Source organism: Exiguobacterium sp. FD-YE-25-4, from assembly GCF_057004685.1.
The window spans coordinates 389169-410976 of sequence record NZ_CM168041.1 but is presented as its reverse complement, the minus strand read 5'-3'; the positions used below and the strand labels follow the sequence as shown (position 1 = coordinate 410976).

At 45.2% G+C, this 21808-nt stretch carries 21 protein-coding genes; 7 read left to right on the top strand and 14 right to left on the bottom strand.

Features of this window, described 5'->3' with window-relative positions:
• Positions 1-15 precede the first annotated feature (15 nt).
• Both drmA and drmB read left to right on the top strand, forming a co-directional pair.
• Positions 16-3426, top strand: coding sequence for a DISARM system helicase DrmA (drmA, locus tag AC13H5_RS02155; protein ID WP_483546213.1), 3411 nt, complete (start codon positions 16-18; stop codon positions 3424-3426).
• Entirely contained in the window at positions 3413-5167 is a 1755-nt protein-coding gene (gene drmB, locus AC13H5_RS02150) for a DrmB family protein (protein ID WP_483546212.1), read from the top strand. The genes drmA and drmB overlap by 14 nt, the downstream gene beginning before the upstream one ends.
• A gap of 68 nt (positions 5168-5235) precedes the next feature.
• On the opposite strand, the gene AC13H5_RS02145 is transcribed toward drmB, so the two are convergent.
• From AC13H5_RS02145 to groES, 5 genes are all read right to left on the bottom strand, one after another.
• Positions 5236-8226 (bottom strand): type I restriction endonuclease subunit R, encoded by a 2991-nt coding sequence (locus AC13H5_RS02145; RefSeq protein WP_483546211.1) that lies wholly within the window; start codon positions 8224-8226, stop codon positions 5236-5238.
• Positions 8227-8241: 15 nt separating this feature from the next.
• Positions 8242-9510 carry a restriction endonuclease subunit S gene (locus AC13H5_RS02140; protein ID WP_483546210.1) on the bottom strand — a complete coding sequence of 423 codons (1269 nt, stop codon included), beginning with the start codon at positions 9508-9510 and terminating at the stop codon, positions 8242-8244.
• Complete coding sequence (locus tag AC13H5_RS02135; protein WP_483546209.1) at positions 9503-11518, bottom strand: type I restriction-modification system subunit M; 2016 nt, start codon at positions 11516-11518, stop codon at positions 9503-9505. Before AC13H5_RS02135 ends, AC13H5_RS02140 begins: the two co-directional genes overlap by 8 nt.
• A 196-nt stretch (positions 11519-11714) precedes the next feature.
• Positions 11715-13355: a chaperonin GroEL gene (gene groL, locus AC13H5_RS02130; protein WP_021065364.1), complete on the bottom strand. Its 1641-nt coding sequence runs from the start codon at positions 13353-13355 to the stop codon at positions 11715-11717.
• A gap of 42 nt (positions 13356-13397) precedes the next feature.
• A complete protein-coding gene (gene groES, locus AC13H5_RS02125) occupies positions 13398-13682 on the bottom strand; it encodes a co-chaperone GroES (RefSeq protein WP_021065365.1) in 285 nt (94 codons plus the stop codon).
• A gap of 213 nt (positions 13683-13895) precedes the next feature.
• Here groES and AC13H5_RS02120 point away from each other — a divergent pair, with 213 nt between their 5' ends.
• Together AC13H5_RS02120 and AC13H5_RS02115 are read left to right on the top strand one after the other, a co-directional pair.
• The gene (locus tag AC13H5_RS02120; RefSeq protein ID WP_251128373.1) at positions 13896-14591 is read left to right on the top strand and encodes a CPBP family intramembrane glutamic endopeptidase; all 696 of its coding nucleotides are present in this window, start codon (positions 13896-13898) and stop codon (positions 14589-14591) included.
• A 16-nt stretch (positions 14592-14607) separates the two neighbouring features.
• On the top strand, positions 14608-14817 hold the full coding sequence (locus AC13H5_RS02115; RefSeq protein ID WP_131472784.1) for a YdiK family protein: 210 nt from the start codon (positions 14608-14610) through the stop codon (positions 14815-14817).
• A 13-nt stretch (positions 14818-14830) separates the two neighbouring features.
• Here AC13H5_RS02115 and AC13H5_RS02110 read toward each other — a convergent pair whose 3' ends face one another.
• Positions 14831-15232 (bottom strand): hypothetical protein, encoded by a 402-nt coding sequence (locus AC13H5_RS02110; protein WP_483546208.1) that lies wholly within the window; start codon positions 15230-15232, stop codon positions 14831-14833.
• Between the two features lie 133 nt (positions 15233-15365).
• A complete protein-coding gene (locus tag AC13H5_RS02105; protein ID WP_483546207.1) occupies positions 15366-15737 on the bottom strand; it encodes a hypothetical protein in 372 nt (123 codons plus the stop codon).
• Positions 15738-15857: 120 nt separating this feature from the next.
• Between AC13H5_RS02105 and AC13H5_RS02100 the strand changes: the two genes are divergently transcribed.
• Positions 15858-16136, top strand: coding sequence for a hypothetical protein (locus AC13H5_RS02100; RefSeq protein WP_470295352.1), 279 nt, complete (start codon positions 15858-15860; stop codon positions 16134-16136).
• 33 nt (positions 16137-16169) lie between these two features.
• Here AC13H5_RS02100 and bsh read toward each other — a convergent pair whose 3' ends face one another.
• The 3 genes from bsh to AC13H5_RS02085 all read right to left on the bottom strand — a co-directional run bounded on the left by bsh (position 16170) and on the right by AC13H5_RS02085 (position 17972).
• Positions 16170-17144 (bottom strand): choloylglycine hydrolase, encoded by a 975-nt coding sequence (gene bsh, locus AC13H5_RS02095; protein WP_483546206.1) that lies wholly within the window; start codon positions 17142-17144, stop codon positions 16170-16172.
• A gap of 259 nt (positions 17145-17403) precedes the next feature.
• Positions 17404-17817, bottom strand: coding sequence for a hypothetical protein (locus tag AC13H5_RS02090; RefSeq protein ID WP_029596200.1), 414 nt, complete (start codon positions 17815-17817; stop codon positions 17404-17406).
• Positions 17814-17972: a hypothetical protein gene (locus AC13H5_RS02085; protein WP_029596201.1), complete on the bottom strand. Its 159-nt coding sequence runs from the start codon at positions 17970-17972 to the stop codon at positions 17814-17816. The genes AC13H5_RS02090 and AC13H5_RS02085 overlap by 4 nt, the downstream gene beginning before the upstream one ends.
• Before the next feature lie 117 nt (positions 17973-18089).
• Between AC13H5_RS02085 and AC13H5_RS02080 the strand changes: the two genes are divergently transcribed.
• Positions 18090-18449, top strand: a complete 360-nt coding sequence (locus AC13H5_RS02080; protein WP_483546205.1) for a TM2 domain-containing protein — start codon at positions 18090-18092, stop codon at positions 18447-18449.
• Positions 18450-18488: 39 nt separating this feature from the next.
• Here AC13H5_RS02080 and AC13H5_RS02075 read toward each other — a convergent pair whose 3' ends face one another.
• Positions 18489-19073 (bottom strand): NADPH-dependent F420 reductase, encoded by a 585-nt coding sequence (locus AC13H5_RS02075; protein WP_276689976.1) that lies wholly within the window; start codon positions 19071-19073, stop codon positions 18489-18491.
• A gap of 16 nt (positions 19074-19089) precedes the next feature.
• Positions 19090-19563, bottom strand: coding sequence for a hypothetical protein (locus AC13H5_RS02070; protein ID WP_034781420.1), 474 nt, complete (start codon positions 19561-19563; stop codon positions 19090-19092).
• 153 nt (positions 19564-19716) lie between these two features.
• On the opposite strand from AC13H5_RS02070, the gene AC13H5_RS02065 reads away from it, so the two are divergent.
• Positions 19717-19899 carry a PspC domain-containing protein gene (locus tag AC13H5_RS02065; protein WP_214824369.1) on the top strand — a complete coding sequence of 61 codons (183 nt, stop codon included), beginning with the start codon at positions 19717-19719 and terminating at the stop codon, positions 19897-19899.
• Between the two features lie 31 nt (positions 19900-19930).
• On the opposite strand, the gene AC13H5_RS02060 is transcribed toward AC13H5_RS02065, so the two are convergent.
• Both AC13H5_RS02060 and AC13H5_RS02055 read right to left on the bottom strand, forming a co-directional pair.
• Positions 19931-21277, bottom strand: a complete 1347-nt coding sequence (locus AC13H5_RS02060; protein WP_215192897.1) for an FAD-dependent oxidoreductase — start codon at positions 21275-21277, stop codon at positions 19931-19933.
• Positions 21278-21469: 192 nt separating this feature from the next.
• Positions 21470-21763 (bottom strand): YesK family protein, encoded by a 294-nt coding sequence (locus tag AC13H5_RS02055; protein ID WP_214824363.1) that lies wholly within the window; start codon positions 21761-21763, stop codon positions 21470-21472.
• Between the last annotated feature and the right edge of the window lie 45 nt (positions 21764-21808).

Below are 21808 nucleotides of genomic sequence, written 5' to 3'. Positions count from 1 at the left end.
GAAAGGGGCAAAACAATGAATGATATTATCCAACGCCTAGTTATTTTTTTATCAGGTAAAGATAATCAACAAGCCTCGATTGCTGAGGCTTTAGATTTGCTTGAAGATGAGTTCATCGATTTGCGACAACTTCAACAGATTCTAGCTCACCAAACACAAATCCAAATGAATGAGGGCGTTCTTCAATTAACAAGTCAGAAGAAGCAAACTACACAATCTAAAGCCTTTTCACCTAAACAACGAGCTGAACTCGTTGAGAACCTAGAAAAAAGACTGATAGGACCACAAAATGGTGAACATGAAACGCTCAAAGCAGCACCAAGTTCATACTATTTGACCGGTCGACTCTTTCCATACGGCGCCTCATCAAACGTCATTCATGAAGAAGAGACGGATCAACCTTTAAACGAAGTTGAAGGCATCACTGTTGAAGGTGAAGCCATTGAAGAAATCATTACCTCTCAAGATCAATTTCGTAACTCTAGCTTGGGCGTAAGCTTTATTTTAAATGAGATTACCCAACTAACTTGTCACATCCATTGGGCACGTTATGAATCCCTAGAAGAAGATAACTCTTTTTATTACAAACGGCAGCCGTTCTCAAAAATTGTCTCACTGGATTTAAATCAGAGTGGTGAACTGTCAATCGACTCAGATTCAAATCTACTTTTAAAATGGTATATTCGTCCGGGAAAATCCGGAGTAGACATTAGTCTTTATCTTGTCCACAGCTTGGATTTAAGCTCAACTAATCGTTTCCCAAGACAAGAGGAGATTATTTTCCAACCGAAACTATCATTTAGCGTCAATAAACAGGCGATTGTTCCACGTCCTGCTTACGGCATGAACAACCTAATCAATTTCTTATATCGCGAACGGACTGTTCCTATTATTGGTCACCAAATCGGTACAGATTGGTCCGTAGACGACACTACCTACTACTTCACAACGACATGGTTGCCAAAAGAAGAAGTGCCTCTCGTTGAACATCAACGTTTGACGGATACGTCGTTCAACATGCTTGAATTGGCTAAACAACCTAAAGCCGAAGTTATTTCTCGGTTAAACAAATTACCAGATGCGTATATGGAATGGATTGCGGATGAATCCGCGAAGTTGGACGGCCTTAGCGAAATCGATCAATCCTTACTTTTGCAACAAGTTGAACAAGCAAGAGAAACTTGCTCACGTATGTACGATGGAATTCGTCTTTTGAAGACGAATGACAAGGCATGGACAGGTTTCAGACTCTCGAACTTAGCGATGCATGTTCAACGTGAGCAAGGGATTCATGCCTCGGTATATAAAGAAACAGGACAATACGATTTTGAACCCGTTAAAAGCGAATGGCGTCTGTTCCAGTTAGCCTTTATCCTTATGAACTTACCTAGCAGTTTTGACGAGCAACATAAAGACCGTCAGCTTGTCGATTTGCTATGGTTCCCGACCGGTGGAGGTAAAACGGAAGCCTATCTTGGTTTAGCAGCATTCGTGATGTTTGTTCGCCGCTTAAAGAATGATGCTAGCGACCCAATGAGTTACGGTGGCATGAGTGTCATGATGCGCTATACGCTCCGCCTACTAACCATTCAACAGTTCCAGCGAGCGACGCTTCTTATTTGTGCCATGGAAGCGATTCGTCGACACGATGATACTTATTCGAATCAGATTCCTGATATTCAATTAGCAGACTTAGGTACCGTGCCGTTCTCGATTGGACTTTGGATTGGAAGTGCATCTACTCCAAACAATTATGATGATGCAAAGATCGCGCTGCAAAAACTAGCAAGCAACGAACCTCTTGAGAACGGGGAAGTCGGCAACCCGATGCAACTTAGCCATTGCCCTTGGTGTGGGGAGAAATTGACTGTACAAAACTATACGGTCAATCGAGCTAAAGCGACAATCAAATGTCCGAAAGCAAGATGTACATTCCACAGCGGCATCCCAGCATATACGATTGACGAGGCCATTTACGATCATTTACCGTCGCTCGTCATCGGGACCGTCGATAAACTAGCACAAATTGCTTGGCAACCGCGAATTGGAGAATTGTTCGGTCGTAAATCATCCTATCGAGCTTCCGACAACAAGTTCATAGACGACTCTCCGACACAAGATTTGCCACGGCAACACGCTTGGCTTCCTCCTGCGGATCTTGTAATCCAAGATGAGCTGCACCTTTTAAACGGTCCACTTGGTTCTCTAACAGGTTTATATGAGTTCGTGATTGATGAGCTTATGGGATTTGGCGAATCAAAACCAAAAATAGTTGCTTCTACCGCTACCATCAGTGGGGCTGAATCTCAAATTCGAGGTCTTTATGACCGTCCGGCAAACCAATTCCCAGTTTATATTCAATCACCTGATGACTCATTTTTTTCAAAAACAGTACCGATTGATCAGAAACCAGGTCGTCTGTATGTAGGTATTTCTTCGCCGGGGGTCAGTATGAAAATCCATACTGTGAACGTATACGGAGCATTGATTGCCGCGACACGGAAACGAGAGAAGAAAGCAGAACTCGATCCGTATTGGACCGTCGTTGGGTATTTCAATACAATTCGTGAATTGGCCGGTACGAATACGATGTTTTATGATGAGATTCGGACGTATCTTCAAGCGAATGAAATTGAAGAGCCATTACTCGATTTCGAAGAGTTGACGAGTCGTAAAAAAGCGCAGGAAATTCCAGAACTATTAGCTCGGATGGAACGAACATTTGAGAATGATGAAGTATTGGATGCTGTCCTTTGTACGAATATGATTTCCGTAGGAGTCGACGTCAACCGTCTCGGTTTGATGGTCGTCCATGGTCAACCGAAGACGACTGCTGAATACATCCAAGCTACGAGCCGTGTTGGTCGTCAACACCCTGGCCTAGTCGTAACAATTCTGAACCCTCAACGTACTCGGGATTTGTTCCACTATGAGCAGTTCAAATCTTTCCACCAGTCGTTTTATCAATACGTTGAGCCTACAAGCGTGACACCATTCTCTAAAGGTGCATTAAAACGCGGTATTACTGGTGTTCTCGTGGGATTGATTCGTCAAACGATGACATCGCCTTCTATTTCGAAATCCAATAGCGCAGGTCAATTTGATTTGGATGCTATAGACGTGACGATGATTGATCGCTTTGTCGCTCGAGCTAAGTCTGTGTATGATTGTTCCGAAACAGAAACTCGTCAGCTCGTTAGTGAAGTGTTAGATACATGGGAATCACTCGCTACTCGTACAAATCACGAACTAGCCTATCGTCAAAAAATTGTGAACGGTAGACCGATGAATACGTCACACCATTTGTTGAAGTACTTTGAAGAAACACCTTATACTCATGAGGCGATGTTTGCACTAACTTCTTTGCGTAGTGTAGAACCTGAAATTAAAGTCGAAGAGGAGGTCAATCGCTATGACAGCTGGTGATTCAAAGCATTCTTATCAACGAGGCTCAATTCGAGCGGCTCAATTACTTCATCACTTTGGTCCGGGAGCTATCGTAGATTTACCAGATGGTAGTTTCATTACGAACGCAGTGGATCAATGGAAATTTAAATACGGTCAAATTCGAGAAGAAGATCACGATGCTGTCATGAGCGCATTCAATCAGAAGCCAATTCGCCTACTAAATAGCAATCCTGAAGCAATCCGAACAAAAGTATCACGATTTCCAATCTGGCGTTTTTGTCCGAATTGTGGATCTATGACAGATCAACCGAAACGCACATTTTGTACGAATCCAAAGTGTGAACCCCTTGGAGTAAAATATGCGCCAATGCGTTTTGTAACAGTTTGTCGAAAGGGACACATCAGTGATTTCCCTTGGGTGAAATGGGCGCATCAAGGACATGACGTTTGTGATAAGCCTCGTTTACGACTGATGACAGATAAAGGGACGCTATCGAGTTCTTACAAAACAATGCGAATTATATGCACGAATTGCAAAGCCCCCCCCGTTTCTTTAGCACGGATCAAAGAAAAAGGAGAGCTCGAACGTGTCACTGGTAAAAAATGCGCTGGAACCAAACCATGGATTTTACATCATCAAGTCGAGACGTGCGACGCTGAAATGACAGTAGCTTTGCGTGGAGAGACAAAATTACATATTCCAAACGTTCAAAGTGTGATTACTCTCCCACTCAAAACAGCAAGTCCTGAAGCGATTTATCAAGAAATTGATAAAAAGTATGAATTATTTAAAAATACATGGCCAAACTTCCCCCCAGACCAAAAAACATTCATGCTGACAGGGTTATTGAGTGACGGAGATTGGACAGAAAACGACATTCAAAAGGGCATTCGTTATTTAGATTCTAATCGGCAATTGGAGGACCTTACTTTTGGTTCTATCAAACAACGTGAGCTCAGTGCGTGGAAACATACAAAAACTGCACCGCTTCAAGAACAAGATTGCCAAGCCGAGCGGGTGCCTGTTCCTGAAGAGTGGACAGACTATATCAGTCACATCACACGCGTAGATTTGATGCGTGAAGTCCGGGCATTGACTAGTTTTAATCGTTTGAAGTACGCAGATTCATTCGTTGAACGTCAAGCAGGAGAAGGTGTTTCCATTTTTAAAAATCATACAAATTGGTATCCAGGAATAGAGATTTTTGGTGAAGGGATTTTTATTGAATTGAATCCAGAGATGATTGAAGAATGGGAAAGTCGTGCCTCTGTAAAACGTATCTTCGAAGGCCAGTTAGCGAGATTCCAACAAAAACGCATAAAGCGTGGCCAAGTCGAAATCGAATTATATCCTCGCCATATTTTGCTTCACACATTTGCTCACGCCTTAATTCGAGCATTTGCTGAAACGAGTGGGTATTCTTCTACCTCTTTACAAGAACGGTTATATTTTGAGAATGGCGCTGCCTCTGTGTTAATCCATACTGCCGAAGGTGACTCTGAAAGCAGTTTAGGAGGATTAATTGAACTCGCCAAGCCAGAGAAGATGTCATTGATGTTAAAGCGTGCCATTGAATTAACGGAGTACTGCTCATCAGACCCGACTTGCCTTGAAGGTGGCCAAGACCGAAAAGCTGCAGCATGCCATTGCTGTCTGTTCTTAAGTGAGACGTCTTGTGAATGGAACAATGAACTGTTAGATCGGCGGACACTTCATCCAAAGTTATCGGATGATCATCTCGCATTCTTTGACATATAACCCGCCGTTAGTAAAAAGAAAGACACAAAAATGGTGCGAAGACTTTACAGAAGTCTTCGCACCATTTTTTAGTTATTCACTTCCCCATACACTTCATTCATCATGTCTTCCATAATCACGGTTTTAAACTCATCGTTCTCTAGGATTTTCAGGAAAAACTCTTCATTGCTACTCATCCGATCAATGACGAAGTTAATGAACGTCTTCTCGAATGCGAATTTAAAGTTCTCTTTTGTATTGTTCTTTGCCTTTTCACGAATATCTTCACTATTTAACATATCTTCTTTTACTTGCTCACGAGAAAGAAAGTCAGTTTCCGTGAATTGTGTGCCAAAGCGTTCATTTAACTTGTCTAATATACTTGATAAGCGGACTTTCTCGTCATCTCCCGAGCCACCTATCCCATGCTTTTGAGGAGTTAAATCGTATCCACCTGTTTTCTCAAGCTCGATGCCGCCTTCAAACACTTTTTGGTTGCGATAGTATTCAAGCGTCACATCATCGGCCAAGTAAACATCTTTGTCATCTCGACCTCGAGGTAATTTACGCAGTAAATACGTCAGATAAATATACAACTTGTGTAAGTCTAAATCGATGAAGGTGATGACTTGTAAAATGAATCCGTAAGTCCGTGCAAACTTCGTGGCTACTTGTTTAAACGCATACTGTTCTTCGTCTGAAAGGTTTTTAAATCGGTCTACACCTTTATCAAGAATCGCATTCAACTCAATCTGAGCTTTTGAGGACTTGTTCGCTCCACCTGTCACTTCGAGTTCGTTGACCCTTTGCACTTCTTCGGCCGTGAATAATTGATATGGTTCTATTTCAGCCTGCATGTCATACAAGATGTTCGGATCAGTCACTTCAGATAAGCTAGTCGATTCATAATAAGGTTGGAACGATGCTTGAATATCTTCTGGGTCATTCACAAAATCTAATACGAATGTATCTTCTTTACCGGGGCAAGTCCGATTCAAACGAGACAGAGTCTGAACCGCTTTAATACCACTTAACGGTTTATCTACATACATCGTGTGGAGGAGTGGTTCATCAAATCCAGTTTGGTATTTTTCCGCCACTAGCAAAACCTTATATTCATCGGAGTTGAACTTTTCTGGTAACTCTCTTTCCGAAAACTGATTCATGTCCGGCTCCGTGTAATTGATGCCGCCGTCTTGAACGGTCCCAGAAAACGCTACTACCGTTTTCAAATCATTGTAACCCATCTCGTTAATATAACGATCAAAGGCGACTTTGTAGCGTACGGCGTGCAAGCGGCTCGCCGTTACTACCATCGCTTTGGCTCTGCCTCCGATTTTACGTTGTACAAAATTTCGATAGTGCTCGACGATGATTTCTGTCTTCTGCGCAATACTGTGCGGGTGTAGGGAGACGTATTGAGCCAATTTCTTCGTCGCTTGCTTTTGTGAAACTTCTGGATCATCGTCTACGGTCTTCGCAATCTTCCAAAACGTCTTGTACGTCGTGTAATTCTCGAGGACATCTAGAATAAATCCTTCTTCGATTGCCTGGCGCATCGTGTACTGATGGAAAGCTGCTGGTTTACCGTCTGGACCAACTGTCCCAAACTTTTCTAGCGTCTTTGGTTTTGGGGTAGCCGTAAACGCGAAGAATGACACGTTATCTTGTTTCCCACTCTTCATGATGGCTTCTACGATTTTCTCATCGACATCATCCAAGTTATCTTCGGCAATCCGATCTTCTTCGTATGCTGCTTCTAATGTCTTATCGGATAAGACGTTCGTCAGAGCGGTCGATGCTTTGCCCCCTTGTGAGGAGTGCGCTTCATCAATGATTACTGCATACTTTTTACGTTCTAAACCTGCCACTTTCTCTAAAACGAAGGGGAACTTTTGAAGCGTTGTAATGATAATGCGTGTCTCATTGTTAATCGCACGTGCGAGTTGGTCAGAGTTTTTATCAATCGGCTCAACCATTCCCGCTTTATGCTCCAACTGATAAACCGCATCTTGCAACTGTTTATCTAAGACGCGACGATCGGTAATGACGATGACGCTACTGAAAATCGATTCGTTATTCTCGTTATGTAATTTCGCCAATCGATGGGCGAGCCATGAAATCGAGTTCGTTTTCCCTGAGCCAGCAGAGTGTTGGATTAAATAGTTACGACCAACGAGATGACGAGATACGTCTGTTTCGATTTTACGGACTGCATCCAATTGATGAAAACGAGGGAAGATGAGCATTTGTCGTTCTCCAATGGTCTCACCGTTTGAATCTTTGATTTCATCTTTCTTCACGAAAATGAAACGATAAAGGATATCGAGGAGGCTATCAGGTGCCAAAATTTCATCCCACAAGTAATGTGTCCGATAATTACTTTCCTGAGGTAAAGGGTTTCCTTTGCCCCCTAGATTGCCTTTGTTAAAAGGTAAGAAATAGGTTTTCCCTTTATCGAGCTTTGTTGTCATGAACACTTCGTCTGGATCCACAGCAAAGTAAACAGCAACCCGCTCATTAAAACGGAAGAATTGTTCCCGAGGATCTCGATCATTCTTTAACTGTTTCATCGCGTGTTCCACCGTTTGATTCGTTAGCGGATTCTTTAGCTCCATCACAACAAGTGGTAGACCGTTTAGGAACAAGACCATATCTAAACTGTTGTTATGCTTGTCGCTGTAATAGACTTGGCGAGACACATTAAAACGGTTTAGTTGATATTGTTCGTTCAACGTTATATTCATATCCGTTGGTGGTTTGTTATAGGCTAATTGCAACGTCACCCCGCGATCTCTAATGCCTTTACGTAAGCACTCGACTAACCCTTGTTTATGCAGCTGGTCTTTGATACGCTTTAACACTTCTTCTTTGTAAGATGGACCATACGCCTTTTCAAGCGTACGCATGCGTTTTTCCTGCGTATCCTCTAAGAACGCAAACAGTTCCTCTACGTCGATAGCATGCTTCTTAAAATCGGCACTTGCATCACCTTCTAGGACACGCTTTTTATAGCCATTCGCAAGTAACTCAGCTTCAATATTCGATTCAAAGCCTTTTTCCGAAGTATCCATTGCCACAACAACTCACCTCACTTAATCAAGTTCCAACTCACGTACATCAATTTTTCCCGTTACCGCTTCGTAGATTAAGCCTTGGCGGTATTCTTTTAACATCTTTATTTGTTTATGAACTTGTTTACTAATCTTATGTACCGTTGTGTTCACTTCTTCTAAATACCTTGCAATACGTATTTGTTCGTTAATGTTTGGTAAAGGCAAATACATATCTTTAAAATCTTTATATGCTACTGGTTTTCCATCTCTTAGACTTTGTGTAGTAGATGAGATGTATTCAATAAATTTTTGAGTATAAAATACATATTTAAAGTAGTTCGGGTATACTTTTTCATTACCTTCGAAAACTGTATAAGCAGGACTGACAATTCCTCTTATATCAGACATTTCAAATCCGCTTTGAAAACTTCTTAAATGTATAACAAAATCATTTTTTTGAACTAATTTGAAATTTTCTAAGTCCTTCAAGGCCATAACAACGTTTATTTCCATTTCATCACGTGGAATTAAACCTTTTCCTTTAGAAACTGATAATAACTTTTCATTCGAGAATCCCTTTATTGTTTTCTCATTAAACAACCACTTAGCTTTTTCTAATTTCCAATCACTTGGAATTTTACCTATCCACTCAATATTAGTTTCTTTTAATTCAATATTGTTTTTTAATCCTTTAGTAACAATTTCTAAAATCTTTGCATTGCGTTCTTCTTTTAACAACAATATTAGCTCTTCTTTTTTCTTAATTATTTTTTCTATCTTGGACAACTTATTTTCTAAAAATCTAGCTATATTCTTCTGTTCTTCAATAGGAGGATGAGGCAAAAGCATATTGGAAAACTCTTTATAAGAAATAGGCTTACCGTCTCTTAAGCTTTGTGTAGTTGAAGCAATATAATCAATAAACGTCTGCATGTAAAAAAGGTATTTATAATACTTTGGCTCTATTTCTTTATCCCCGCTAAATACAGTATAAGCAGGACTAACAATTCCTCTTATATCAGACATTTCAAATCCACTTTGGAAACTTCTTAAATGTATAACAAAATCATTTTTTTGAACTAACTTGAAACTTTCTAAGTCCTTCAAGGCCATAACTGCTTTAAACTCTAACTCTGCTCGAGAAACTAATCCCTTTCCTTTAGAAACTGATAATAATTTTTCATTAGGAAAGCCTTTTATGGATTTATCACTAAAATTCCATTTCGATTTTTTTAACTTCCATTTTTCTGGTATATGACCTAACCACTCTAAATTACTTTCTTGATATTCTCGGTTCATATTATTCATTAATTAACCCCTGTAAGTGATTTACTATTTCATCTTCTAATTCAATAATTTCCTTAATAATTTCATTAGAAGTACGTAATGCCGTATATTTATAAAACTTCCGAGTAAAGGGAATCTCGTAACCAATTTTAGTTTTTGTTTTATCAATCCAAGCATCTGGTGCATGTTGTAATACTTCTCTTTCAAAATAAGCCTCGATATTATCTTTTAACGGAACATTTTCCGTATCACGTAAATCTGTATCTGGCTCCATGTCCATTTTATTTTTCATACATACATCTGCTGTTTCATCTTTTTCTGAAAGTCCAACTAAAATCGACTTTAATACGGGTGTACCCACCGTAATTCCAGCTTTTTTTAATGCATCTTTTAGAACTTTCGTAAATACTTCACGATTTTTATATAAAGTATCACTTTGCATTTCACGTAAAGTATAAATAATTTGTGTTTGAAGTTTTTTCCCTTCTTCAATCTCAAAGTATCCTGCATCACCTTTTTTCTTTGATGTAGCTAAATTGATAAATCCCTTCTCTTGCATGATACGTGCAATTCTTTCTTCATTTATTTGGAAATTTAACCGCAATGGACGATCAACAGTCATTTTTGAATAACCAAAATCTTCATTGTCAAAGATTTTAACTTTATCATTTTCTAAAAAATCACCATAAAATTGGACTATTTTGTCAACCTGTGAATCGGTTATCTCTAATTTCTTATTTCCCATTCCTCTTATCATTCTTTGTGAAAACTCTATAGCATTTACTAAACGCACTTTACCTTTACAAAGAGGTGCTTTGTTATTCGTTAAAATCCAAATATACGTTGAAATACCTGTATTGTAGAATAAATCATTTGGTAGTGCTACAATCCCTTCCAAAAGATCATTTTCTATTACGTACCTTCGGATTTCACTTTCCCCTGAACCAGCATCTCCTGTAAATAATGGTGAACCGTTCATAATGATAGCTAGACGAGAGCCTTGTGGATTTTCTACTGTCACTGGTTTCATTTTTGAAATTAAGTGCATTAAAAATAACAACTGTCCATCACTTGTACGAGGTGTACCAGGACCGAAACGACCGTCAAAGCCCTCTTTTTCATGTTCTTCTTTAATCGGTTTTTCATACGATTTCCAGTCTACTCCGTATGGCGGATTAGAAATTAAGTAATCGAATTTTTCATTTGGGAATTGGTCGTTTGATAACGTATTTCCTAAACGAATGTTTCGTGCATCTTCTCCTTTAATCAGCAAATCCGCTTTACAGATGGCGTATGACTCAGCGTTAATTTCTTGCCCGAAAAATTCTAAATGAGCTGTTGGGTTTTGGCTTAGTAAATACTCCTGTGCTACTGACCCCATACCACCTGTTCCTGCTGCACAGTCATATAACGTTTGTGTTAATCCAGGCTTAGTTAAAATGCTCGCATCATCATGAAGGAATAATAAGTGCGTCATCAAACGAATTACTTCACGTGGCGTGTAGTGATCCCCTGCTTCTGCATTTTCATTAAAACGACGGATTAATTCCTCAAATACATAACCCATTTCAATGTTGGAAACAGTCTCAGGATGTAAGTCGATTTCGCTGAAGCGTTTAATCGTTAAGTATAATAAGTTGTTTTGATCCAACTTATCGATTTGGCGATCAAAATCAAAATGGTCCATGATATCTCGCGCCACTTTTGAAAATCCATTTATGTAGTCGCGTAAGTTGTCAGCGATATTATCCGAATCCGTTAATAGCTTATTAAAGTCATATTTACTTGTATTATAAAAATTTTGCTTAGAGACGCGATTCAAAATTGGTTCGCGAGCCTCTTCACTCATTGATGAAAATTTATCAGCTTTTGCCAATACTTCTTCTTTAGTGCTTTCTAACACACAGTCAAATCGACGTAATACGGCTAATGGCAGTACAATTTTCCCGTAGTCTTCTGGCTTGTATGGCCCACGTAAAACCTCTGCGATTGACCAAATAAAACTTACTTTATCTTGAAAATTAATCATTTTAAATACCTCATTCTATGTTTATTCAGAATCTGTCGTTTATATATCTATTGTTTTCTAGTTCTCTGGAAGATTACTTATACTAATTATAATCCAATAGCAGTCATCTTGTAGCATCAATATTAGATTGAGAATCATATTAAAAGGGAGAAACTCTATAACTCGAGTTTCTCCCTTTTAATTTTGAAGAATGGACTTACATCATTCCGCCCATTCCACCCATGCCGCCCATGTCAGGCATGCCGCCGCCAGCGCCTGCTGGTTCTGGCTTGTCTGCGATGACCGCTTCTGTCGTGAGGAACATGGCTGAGACGGATGCTGCGTTTTGAAGCGCTGAGCGCGTCACTTTCGCCGGATCGACGATACCGTGTGCGATCATGTCTACGTACTCGCCAGTCGCGGCGTTGTAGCCGATGCCGACCGACTCGTTCTTAAGCTTCTCGACGATGACCGAACCTTCTTCACCCGCATTTTCCGCGATTTGACGGACCGGTGCTTCGAGGGCACGGAGGACGAGTTTCACACCTGTCGCTTCATCCGCTGTCACTTCTGCGAGCAACGCGCGAACGGCTGGGATGACGTTGATGAACGCCGTACCACCACCTGCGACGATGCCTTCTTCGACGGCTGCGCGTGTCGCGTTGAGCGCGTCTTCGATGCGGAGCTTACGTTCTTTGAGCTCTGTCTCTGTCGCTGCGCCGACTTTGACGACGGCTACGCCGCCTGCGAGTTTCGCGAGACGCTCTTGGAGTTTCTCACGGTCGAAGTCAGATGATGTCTCTTCGATTTGGTTGCGAATCGTTTGAACGCGTGCTTTGATCGTTGCTTCGTCTCCAGCACCTTCGACAATCGTTGTCGTGTCTTTCGTGACGACGACTTTCGATGCGCGTCCGAGCTGTTGGAGTGATGCCGACTTGAGCTCGAGGCCGAGGTCTTCTGTGATGACTTGACCGCCTGTGAGCGTCGCGAGGTCTTCGAGCATCGCTTTACGACGATCGCCGAAGCCTGGTGCCTTGACCGCGACCGCGTTGAACGTACCACGGAGTTTGTTCAAGACGAGTGTCGCGAGCGCATCGCCTTCGATGTCTTCCGCAACGATGAGGATCGGTTTCCCTTGTTGCACGACTTGCTCGAGCACTGGGATGATTTCTTGGATGTTCGAGATCTTCTTATCCGTGATCAAGATGAACGGGTTGTCGAGCACCGCTTCCATCTTGTCTGAGTCTGAGATCATGTATGGTGACAAGTAGCCACGGTCGAACTGCATCCCTTCGACGACGTCGAGTTCTGTCGTGAAACCGCGTGATTCTTCAATCGTGATGACGCCGTCGTTACCGACGCGTTCCATCGCTTCCGCGATCAACTCGCCGACTTCTTCGTCCGCTGCCGAGATGGCCGCGACTTGGGCGATCGCTTCTTTCGACTCGATCGGTTTCGAGATGAGCTTGAGCTCTTCAAGTGAACGACGAACCGCTTTGTCGATTCCTTTACGAAGGATCATCGGGTTCGCGCCCGCTGTCACGTTTTTCAAACCTTCACGAATCATCGCTTGTGCGAGGACTGTCGCTGTCGTCGTACCGTCCCCTGCGACTTCGTTCGTCTTCGACGCGACTTCAGCAACGAGCTTCGCGCCCATGTTTTCGAAGTGGTCTTCGAGTTCGATTTCTTTCGCGATTGTCACGCCGTCATTCGTGATGAGCGGTGAGCCGAACTTCTTCTCGAGAACGACGTTGCGTCCTTTCGGTCCGATTGTGACTTTTACCGCGTCAGCGAGTGCGTCGACACCGCGAAGCATCGCGTGACGTGCGTCTTCTGAGAATTTGATTTCTTTTGCCATTGTTCATTTCCCCCTAGAAAAGTTTTTGAAGAATGGTGAGTCTTAGCCTACGATTGCGAGAATGTCGCTCTCTCGAACGATTAAGTATTCTTTGCCTTCATGCTTCACTTCGGTACCCGCGTATTTCGAGTAGATGACCAAATCATTTTCTTTGACGTCGAGCGCGATCCGCTCACCTTGGTCCGTGACGCGGCCTGTACCGACTGCGAGGACGCGTCCTTGTTGCGGCTTTTCTTTCGCCGTGTCAGGAAGCACGATGCCTCCGATCGTCTTTTCTTCTTTCTCCACGACTTCGATGATGACGCGATCGCCTAGTGGTTTTAACATAGAAAAAACCTCCTCCGAATATGAATGATGTATCGTTGAATCGTAAGTTTTAGCACTCATCAAAAAGGAGTGCTAACATTGATTAGTGTAGTATGAGACGCCTGAAAATGCAAGCGGGAACATCGAAAAAATGCTCCCACTCGCGGTCAAGAGACCTTATTTGATACAATGGTCAAAAGGAACGTTGACTCTTAGGAATAAGGACGTGTTGAATTGGCTACACTAAACTCAAACCAATCGATAAATACCCGTTTTTCGATGGCGCCTAACATTCGGATTCGGCATATCATCCCGATTCTGCTATACGCGTTTGTTCAATTCTTTCCGGTATTGATTAGCGGTGTGCGTCCGGAATGGATCACGCCAACGTCGACCGGGCTCTGGTTCGCCATCGGGTTCAGCTTGACGATCATCATCTCGGTCTTCTTACTCTGGCCCGACTTGAAGCTGTATAAACAGCAAGGAATTCAGTCGAACTTGAACGACACGGTCAAATGGATCGGGCTTGGGATCCTCATGCAGTACGGGCTCGTCATCGTCGCCAACTTGATCGAGACGTGGATTTCAGGTGACGTCATGGGATCTCAAAACACCGAGCAAATCGCGGACATCGTCCGTCTCGTCCCGGTCATGACGCTCTCGGTCGTCTTGCTCGGACCGATTATGGAAGAGATTCTGTTCCGTCATATCTTGTTCGGCAACTTGAGCGCCCGCTTCGGGTTCTGGATCGCGTTCGCGGTCAGCTCGCTCTTATTCGCGCTCATCCACGGTGACAACAAGATTCTCGTTTACGTGGCGATGAGCTTCGCCTTCACAGTCGCTTATGCCAAGACGCGTCGCTTGATCGTGCCGATCGCGATTCACGCGTTCAACAACGCGCTCGTCATGGTCGTATTATTCTTAATGTAGAAATGAGGTGGCATTGATGCCGCGACACTTAAAAGTTATGTTTTTGTTCAGTCTCTCATTCGGGATTCTGTTCACCGTCCTCGCCTACTACTCGGTGCAGGAGTACGGTTTCAGCTTCTGGACGTACTTCATCATCGCCGTAGCCGCGTATGACTTCTTCAAGGTGTATCAGATTTTGACCCTCGCTCGAAAAGCGAAAAAAGAAAACAACGATAAATCGGCATAACGAAAGCCCGGGCTTAAGAGCTCGGGCTTTTCTTCATGTACACAATATTTGTCGTATCAATCGTTTCATCGAGTATGGCACGTCGAAGCAACAGCCCCCGCTGCACCATCACCAATCCAACGATGACGTACAGCGTATCAAGTAACGGAACGGTCGTCTCATCAAAGAACCAAATGACAACACAAAATACGAATATCGTTGTGAATGAGAGCGACGATACCAACTTCGAATCGACCGTCCGTTTCAGCGATTTGACCGTCTCGGCGTCGAACCGTTCGAGTTGGTCATGATAGTATGTATGCACCACACCACCGAACGCTGCCCATGTGATCATGATGAACTCATCATTCCACCACCCGAATACAAACACGATTGGGTTAAACAGCAGAAATGTAATCAATAGTTTTTTCCTCATCAAATCCCTCCTCACGATAGTGGCCTTCATTCACCTCGCGCTCGATTTGCCGATGGGTCAACCGCATCGAATGTCCGCGTCAGCTTTTTGTCGTCCCCGTTCTGTCATCTCGTCTTTGTCACAACCAGATGCCTTATCTCTCATCCTGTTCCATTGCTCGCTCATACGTATGTATCTCATTCATCAAGAACAGTCCTTTCGTCGCAAACAAGTACGTCAGCGCTGTCAGTGCGAGCTGTTGTGTCGATTGCGTCAGGCGCGGCGCACCAAACCCGATTACGAAGATGACAATGAATATGATGATGGTGACGAGCCACGTCTTCTCGCTCGAACGCCAAAACAGGCGCTCTCGCGTCGAGGTCGGATACTGTCCGGCCATTCGTCGGTGCCACCGATAAAATAACACACTCGCGATGAGAAACAATAGATGCGAAGACACACCGAATAGAACGGCTGCCGCCACTAAGCCAATACTCACCGCTATTGCCATGTTACGTCCGCTCATCCTGTCCCCTCCTCTGTTCAATCTATACGAAGAAAGATGATCAAAGTTTCATTCGTTTTTGAAAAAGATATCAATCTGCGTTATATTTGATAGGTTAACTATCAAATAAGGAGAGATATGATGAAGAAAGCAGTTCTCGCGATGGTCGCTTCCCTGTTTCTCGTCGCCTGCTCCAACCAAGACGACCTGTCTACATACGACGAGTATGGCGTGCTCGAAGAGACGATTGAGATCGCACAGTATGAACCGAAAGTCGAGACGGACAACGACGGCAACCGTGTCATCTTGTTCTATGCAGGTGAACGTGTCGCCTATAAGAGCGTCTACGTGAAAGACGAGCGTCATTTGAAAGTCATCAGCACGAATGATGAGGCCCCGCTTTATAACGACACACTATGAAACACAGCCCTCTTCACACGAAGAGGGCTGTTCTCAATTCTCATAATGAATCTGTTGGTGGTGTTGTAGAGGATACGTAATCAATTGCTCACTGTCTAACGGTTCATGGAACAGTGACACGGCCGTGATTTGGTTGTTGTCATACGTCCGATAGTAATAGATACCATCATCGACGTTACAGCACGAGGAATAGATGGTGTACTCATACGTCCCGTCCTCGGCCTCGTTCAAGCCACGTGTTTGCATCACCGTATCCAACAGCTTGAAAAATTGCCCGACCGCGGACGCCTCGGTCGGTTCGCAGACCGAGTTAAATGTAGCGAACGTTGCCCGGACGAATCGTGATGTCGACGATAAATCACCCGGCAAGCCTTGCCCGCCTAATCCGAGACAATAGGCATCGAGGTTCAATGTCGGCGCGAACGTATTAGCCGGCAGTTTCGTCGAGACGTGGCGATAATCGTTCAGATTGAACAGCTGGTATTCAAAAGATGGATTATTCGTCAAGACGCCGACTGGATTGTCGTACACGCGCAACCCGTCCGTCATCGGCTCTACAACAATCGAAGTATCCTCGTCGGCGATCATCCAGTGTAGCGGGTGAAGCGGGAGCGCGTCGCTAAAATTGAGATTGATCAGATGAATCGTCGCCAGTCGCTCTTTCACTTCCTCGATTGTCGCGCACTGGCCGAGGATCCACGGGATGAACTCGAACGGGGAGACGTTGTCTCGTCCGTCGACTTTTGGCTTGAACACGGCATTCCCCGGGAAGTTCAACCCCGCCATGCTGAGCCCTTTCTCGTTCGTCGCCTCGTAATAGAGTGGATAGTCTTCCACGACGGTCGCCATCCCGATCATCGCGTAATGGTTCGCATTCTCGCCCATCCGTCTGAAGTTGAACGGATAGTGTCGGGGCGTGATCGTCACTTGTTCGTGATAGGACACGTTCAAGTCTAAGTTTCTGCCGAAGTAGTGGGCGTGCGGAGCGTACGTGATTGCTGTACACATAACAAGACTCCTTCCATTCCAATGCAGACAATAACAGCACTCTTTGTCCTATTCACGTTATCGAGGAACTTCAACCAAAGACCGGTCAGGCTTTCACCTGACCGGTCTCGAAGTCTTGACACTCATTCATCATGTACATTCCTTTCAACGCGTGGATGAAATCGATGCCATAGTAGCATCGTTATCGTTAGCTAGTCTGCATTAAATAAGCTCAAGAATACAAACAAAAATATCGCGTCGGCCAGGTCTTCCCGCTATGTTATGCGTGACGTTCGGTAGAAGGTTCGAGGTCTTGAAAAAACCAGAGACCAAAGCCCTTTAACCCGAAGATGAGTGCCAACCCGTAATGCATGAGAGCACGCAAGGAATGGTCGAGTGTCTCGACACGGAACGAGATGAAGAAGCCGATCATCAAGAGGACAATCACGACGCGAAGCGTGAACGTACTTGCCTGTTCCCCGATGGCCTTCCCTCTCGCGTCACCTTGTGCATACGCCACGTCACGGCGCCAGTAATAGAGGACGAACGCGAACGACATCAAAGTACTTTGAGGCACGTCCCCGAGCAGCAGCTCCAATACGACAAACCCGAGCATAACGCCCGTCCCTAGTTTTAATACATCTTGATTCGAGAACTTCCCCCGAATACGTAGCATCGTTGGTGATTTTTTCATAACACAATAAACCCGACCGTCAACACACCATATAAGAAACCGAGTACGATCACACTGATGGCGATCGACTTATATTGCGGATATTTATGTAACACGACCGCTCCCGCGATGACGTGAATAAACGCGACGATGAACGTCACAATCGCAAAACCCATTGGTTCATTCCTCACTTCCAAAAAAATAAATAGAAAATCATGGGAATTCATCCGTTTCCCGGTACAATAAAGTCTGCATTCATTATATCAATTCTCGGAAAGAAGGCACATCCTATCATGAATTATTCACGTACCGATTTATCGACGGAGGAAATGCTCCTCGTCAACAGCGAAGTCGAGAAAAAGAAACGCAATCTCGTCGTCGCGTACTTGCTTTGGTTTTTCCTCGGCGGATTTGGTGCTCACCGCTTCTACTTCAAGAAAACCGGTAGCGCCCTCGCGATGCTTGCTCTCACGGTCGGTTCAATCGTCCTTACGGTTGTATTGATTGGTTTTATCGGGCTGTTCGTCGCCGGCATTTGGGCGCTCGTCGACGCGTTCCTCATGCCAGGCTGGCAACAACGCGAAGTCGAAGCCATCGAACGCGAGACAATCGAGTCGTTGAAGACTCGCTCTAAGCGTCAAGCTGCCTTTTAACGACCAGACGGTCACGCCAACGCGTGACCGTCTTTTCTGTTAGAAGCTATTCTCTTTCAAATAGAAGGCAAAGTTCCGGTGTTTCCGTTCTTTCGTCGCATAATGAATCCATAGCCAGGCGAGTGATTCGAGCTCACGCGCCAGCTTCAAATGACGGAGCGTATGGGCGTCGAAACCAATCTTCGAGGCAAGGTCTTGGACGGCTCGAACCGACTCTTGCTCGTCTCCGGCGATGAACATCATCGACATGTTCGGGTTCTCCAAGTTCTCGACACCGGTCTGATTGAACGCCTTGACGATGCGGACGTGCGGCGCAAGTTCCTGCAGATGCTCGGCCCCTGATTTCCCTTCCGGCCGCTCGATGGAATCGAACTCTTTGGCAATCGGATTCGTCACATCGATGACAATTTTGTCGTCCAAGTCCCGGAGCGATTGAATCAAATCGACGGCCGCCGCGAACGGTGTCGTCAATAAGAGGATTTGCGCATTCGATGCTACTTCCTGGAGCGACAGCGTCCCCTCGCGCTCCGAGCGCGTCCCATACAACACTTCATAGCCGACATCTTCGAACTTGCGTCCGAGCGTCCGTCCGACTTTCCCGGCCCCTAAAATACCAATCTTCATGTAGTCCGACTCCCCTTCACAGTTCTTCGTCTGTCCGTGTCACCGTGCCGCCAAGTTCAGCCGCCAGTCCATCGAGCACCGAGTGATCGAACTCTTCCCCGATTGCCATCACCCCGGTCTGTCCGGGCTCGATATTCCCGACCGTCCGCTTGAACGTCTCTTGAATACTCTGGACGTGTTTCAAATCTTTCGTTCCTCCGATGAGTCCTCCCGTGAGCGTGCCGAATAGAATCCCGAACGGTCCGCCGAGAATCCCGACGGCCATCCCGATCAAGGCACCTTTCGTCGACTTGTTCGTCGGCGTCAGTTGAACGGCATCCTCGAACGAGAAGGCACCGTTGTCCTCACGCTTGATGACGACGAGTTGTTCGAACCCGACGAGTCCTTCGGCGTGGTACTTTTTCAACTTGCTGAATGCTTGATACGAGATCGACTCCTCTGGAAACGTGAACGTGACGATATGGTACGGTTGTTTTTCCTTCTTGGCCATATTGGCTCCTCCTTTGACAGGACCAGGTGACACATCAGCTTTCTCTTACCCCTTCCCCGGCTTCAGACGAAAAAAAACCTGTGGAACCTATACATTTCCAGTAGGTTTATATGGTAAAATTTTCATATCACAACTGAGATAGGAGCCACGCTTATGTCCCGTCCGCTTCGCAAATCTGCCACGAACCGCTCACTCTTCGGTGTCTGCGGCGGCATCGCTGAATACTTTGACTTGTCCCCGCTCGGCGTTCGTCTGCTCTTCCTGATCGTACCGGGGAACTTTCTCATCTATATGATCCTCGCCAACTCGATGAAGGACGCTCCACGCTATCTATAAAAAACTCGGAAGCCGCGGCTCCCGAGTTTTTTTATGCGTTGACTTTGTCTTTCATCGCCGCGAGCGCCCCGCTGTTGATGAAGTGCCATGGCTTGTTGTAGTGAGGTTGGAAGAAGAAGTCGACATAGGCGAGCTCTTCGACCGTCATCTCGTTTTGGATGGCGAGCGACAACGTGTTGACCGCTTGCGTCATGTCCGCTTTTGAGAGGACTTGTCCACCGACGACGCGATGCGTGCCGACTTCATAGACGAGTTTGAACTGAACCGGTTCAGCCGTCGGCATGAACTCCGGACGGTACGCATCTTCAATCACGACACTCTCGACGTCGAGGCCGAACAAGGCGGCCGCTTCTTCTGTGAGACCTGACGAGGCGATATTCCAATCATACAGGCGAAGACCTGACGTTCCTTGCGTCCCTTGATAACGGACACGCGGTGCAATCAAGTTCTCAGCGACGAGCGTTCCCATGCGGACGGCGTTCGTCGCGAGCGGGATGTAGGCATGTGTGCGCGCCGGGTTGTAATAGACGGCACAGCTGTCACCAGCCGCGAAGACGTCCGGGTTGCTCGTGCGCATATACTCGTCGACGATGATGGCGCCGTTGCCGAGCATGTCGACTTGGCCTTGAAGGAGTCCCGTGTTCGGGCGGAAGCCGACACAGAGGATGACGAGGTCGGCCTCGAACTCACCTTTATCGGTCACGACGTGCGTGACGTTTCCATCTGTCCCGCGGAACGCTTCGACCGTCTGGCCGAGCTCGAGGTCGATGCCGCGTGACGTCATGTCCGCTTCAAGTTGATCCGTGAACGACTTGTCGAGGTACTTGTTCAAGATGCGGTCGGCACTATCGATGAACGTGACGTGTTTGCCGTACACTTCGAACGCTTCGACGAGCTCGACACCGATATAGCCGGCACCGATGACGGCGATGTTCGTCGCATCTTTCGCCCGCTCGATGATGCGTTGGGCGTGGCCATAGTTTTTGCAGAGCTCAATCCCAGTCATCTCGATGCCAGGGAGCGTCGGGACGATCGGCCATGAACCAGTTGTGACGATCAAACGGTCGAACGTGTCATAGACGTCTTCTCCCGTGTCGAGGTTTTTCGCAAGGACCGTCTTCGCTTCCGTGTCGATGTTCAACACGTCGTGCTTCATGCGCATCGTCGCGCCGAGTTCTTCGAGTTCGGTCGGTGACGCGTAGAAGAGCTCTTCCGCACGTTTGACGACACCGCCGACGTGGAGGGCGATCCCACATGAGAGAAAGCTGACGTTGTCGTTGCGTTCATACACCGTGATGTCGAGATTGTCGTGCTTGGCGAGTAATCCTTTGACTGCTGCTGTTCCTGCGTGTGTACATCCGATGACTGCGATTTTCATATGGTTGTCTCTCCTTTGAGTGTTAGGCAAGTTAGTGTTTGTGATAAATATCACATTTACTTTCTGAACTTAGTGTACTATTTCACAAGAAGGTTTGACAATCCCTTTGCTCACTTTTTCACGTAATTATGTCTAAAGTTTGAACTCCATGTGTGACAACAAAAAAACCGTCCCGCAACCGGAACGGTTCACTTATGAGTTTGTGGTGCGTCGCCCTTTGACCCAGTGATAGATAACGACGCCGATATAAGTGAGGAGACCGATCACATACAGACTAATGCCGATCAAAATCCAGCCCAGCGCGTCCCAACCGCGGACGAAGACGAGTCCGATGATACACGATACGTATCCCACGAGAAGCAACGTTAACGAGAAGACGAGTCTCCGCTTGAATCGCGATTTCAAAAAGTTTAGCACGGCAATCAACAAAATTGTCGTCAACACGCCGATGATGATGAGTTCATCCCCATAGTACTCCCAAGCCATCGCTTCTCCCCCTGACCTATGTTCGATTGGCTCCATCGTATCACG

What these genes read in the sequence shown, in the direction of transcription:
- drmA (WP_483546213.1), top strand. Translation starts at nt 16, where the DNA reads ATGAATGATATTATCCAACGCCTAGTTATTTTTTTATCAGGTAAAGAT.
- drmB (WP_483546212.1), top strand. Translation starts at nt 3,413, where the DNA reads ATGACAGCTGGTGATTCAAAGCATTCTTATCAACGAGGCTCAATTCGA.
- AC13H5_RS02140 (WP_483546210.1), bottom strand. Translation starts at nt 9,510, where the DNA reads ATGAATAATATGAACCGAGAATATCAAGAAAGTAATTTAGAGTGGTTA.
- AC13H5_RS02135 (WP_483546209.1), bottom strand. Translation starts at nt 11,518, where the DNA reads ATGATTAATTTTCAAGATAAAGTAAGTTTTATTTGGTCAATCGCAGAG.
- groL (WP_021065364.1), bottom strand. Translation starts at nt 13,355, where the DNA reads ATGGCAAAAGAAATCAAATTCTCAGAAGACGCACGTCACGCGATGCTT.
- groES (WP_021065365.1), bottom strand. Translation starts at nt 13,682, where the DNA reads ATGTTAAAACCACTAGGCGATCGCGTCATCATCGAAGTCGTGGAGAAA.
- AC13H5_RS02115 (WP_131472784.1), top strand. Translation starts at nt 14,608, where the DNA reads ATGCCGCGACACTTAAAAGTTATGTTTTTGTTCAGTCTCTCATTCGGG.
- AC13H5_RS02110 (WP_483546208.1), bottom strand. Translation starts at nt 15,232, where the DNA reads ATGAGGAAAAAACTATTGATTACATTTCTGCTGTTTAACCCAATCGTG.
- AC13H5_RS02105 (WP_483546207.1), bottom strand. Translation starts at nt 15,737, where the DNA reads ATGAGCGGACGTAACATGGCAATAGCGGTGAGTATTGGCTTAGTGGCG.
- AC13H5_RS02100 (WP_470295352.1), top strand. Translation starts at nt 15,858, where the DNA reads ATGAAGAAAGCAGTTCTCGCGATGGTCGCTTCCCTGTTTCTCGTCGCC.
- bsh (WP_483546206.1), bottom strand. Translation starts at nt 17,144, where the DNA reads ATGTGTACAGCAATCACGTACGCTCCGCACGCCCACTACTTCGGCAGA.
- AC13H5_RS02090 (WP_029596200.1), bottom strand. Translation starts at nt 17,817, where the DNA reads ATGAAAAAATCACCAACGATGCTACGTATTCGGGGGAAGTTCTCGAAT.
- AC13H5_RS02085 (WP_029596201.1), bottom strand. Translation starts at nt 17,972, where the DNA reads ATGGGTTTTGCGATTGTGACGTTCATCGTCGCGTTTATTCACGTCATC.
- AC13H5_RS02080 (WP_483546205.1), top strand. Translation starts at nt 18,090, where the DNA reads ATGAATTATTCACGTACCGATTTATCGACGGAGGAAATGCTCCTCGTC.
- AC13H5_RS02075 (WP_276689976.1), bottom strand. Translation starts at nt 19,073, where the DNA reads ATGAAGATTGGTATTTTAGGGGCCGGGAAAGTCGGACGGACGCTCGGA.
- AC13H5_RS02070 (WP_034781420.1), bottom strand. Translation starts at nt 19,563, where the DNA reads ATGGCCAAGAAGGAAAAACAACCGTACCATATCGTCACGTTCACGTTT.
- AC13H5_RS02065 (WP_214824369.1), top strand. Translation starts at nt 19,717, where the DNA reads ATGTCCCGTCCGCTTCGCAAATCTGCCACGAACCGCTCACTCTTCGGT.
- AC13H5_RS02060 (WP_215192897.1), bottom strand. Translation starts at nt 21,277, where the DNA reads ATGAAAATCGCAGTCATCGGATGTACACACGCAGGAACAGCAGCAGTC.
- AC13H5_RS02055 (WP_214824363.1), bottom strand. Translation starts at nt 21,763, where the DNA reads ATGGCTTGGGAGTACTATGGGGATGAACTCATCATCATCGGCGTGTTG.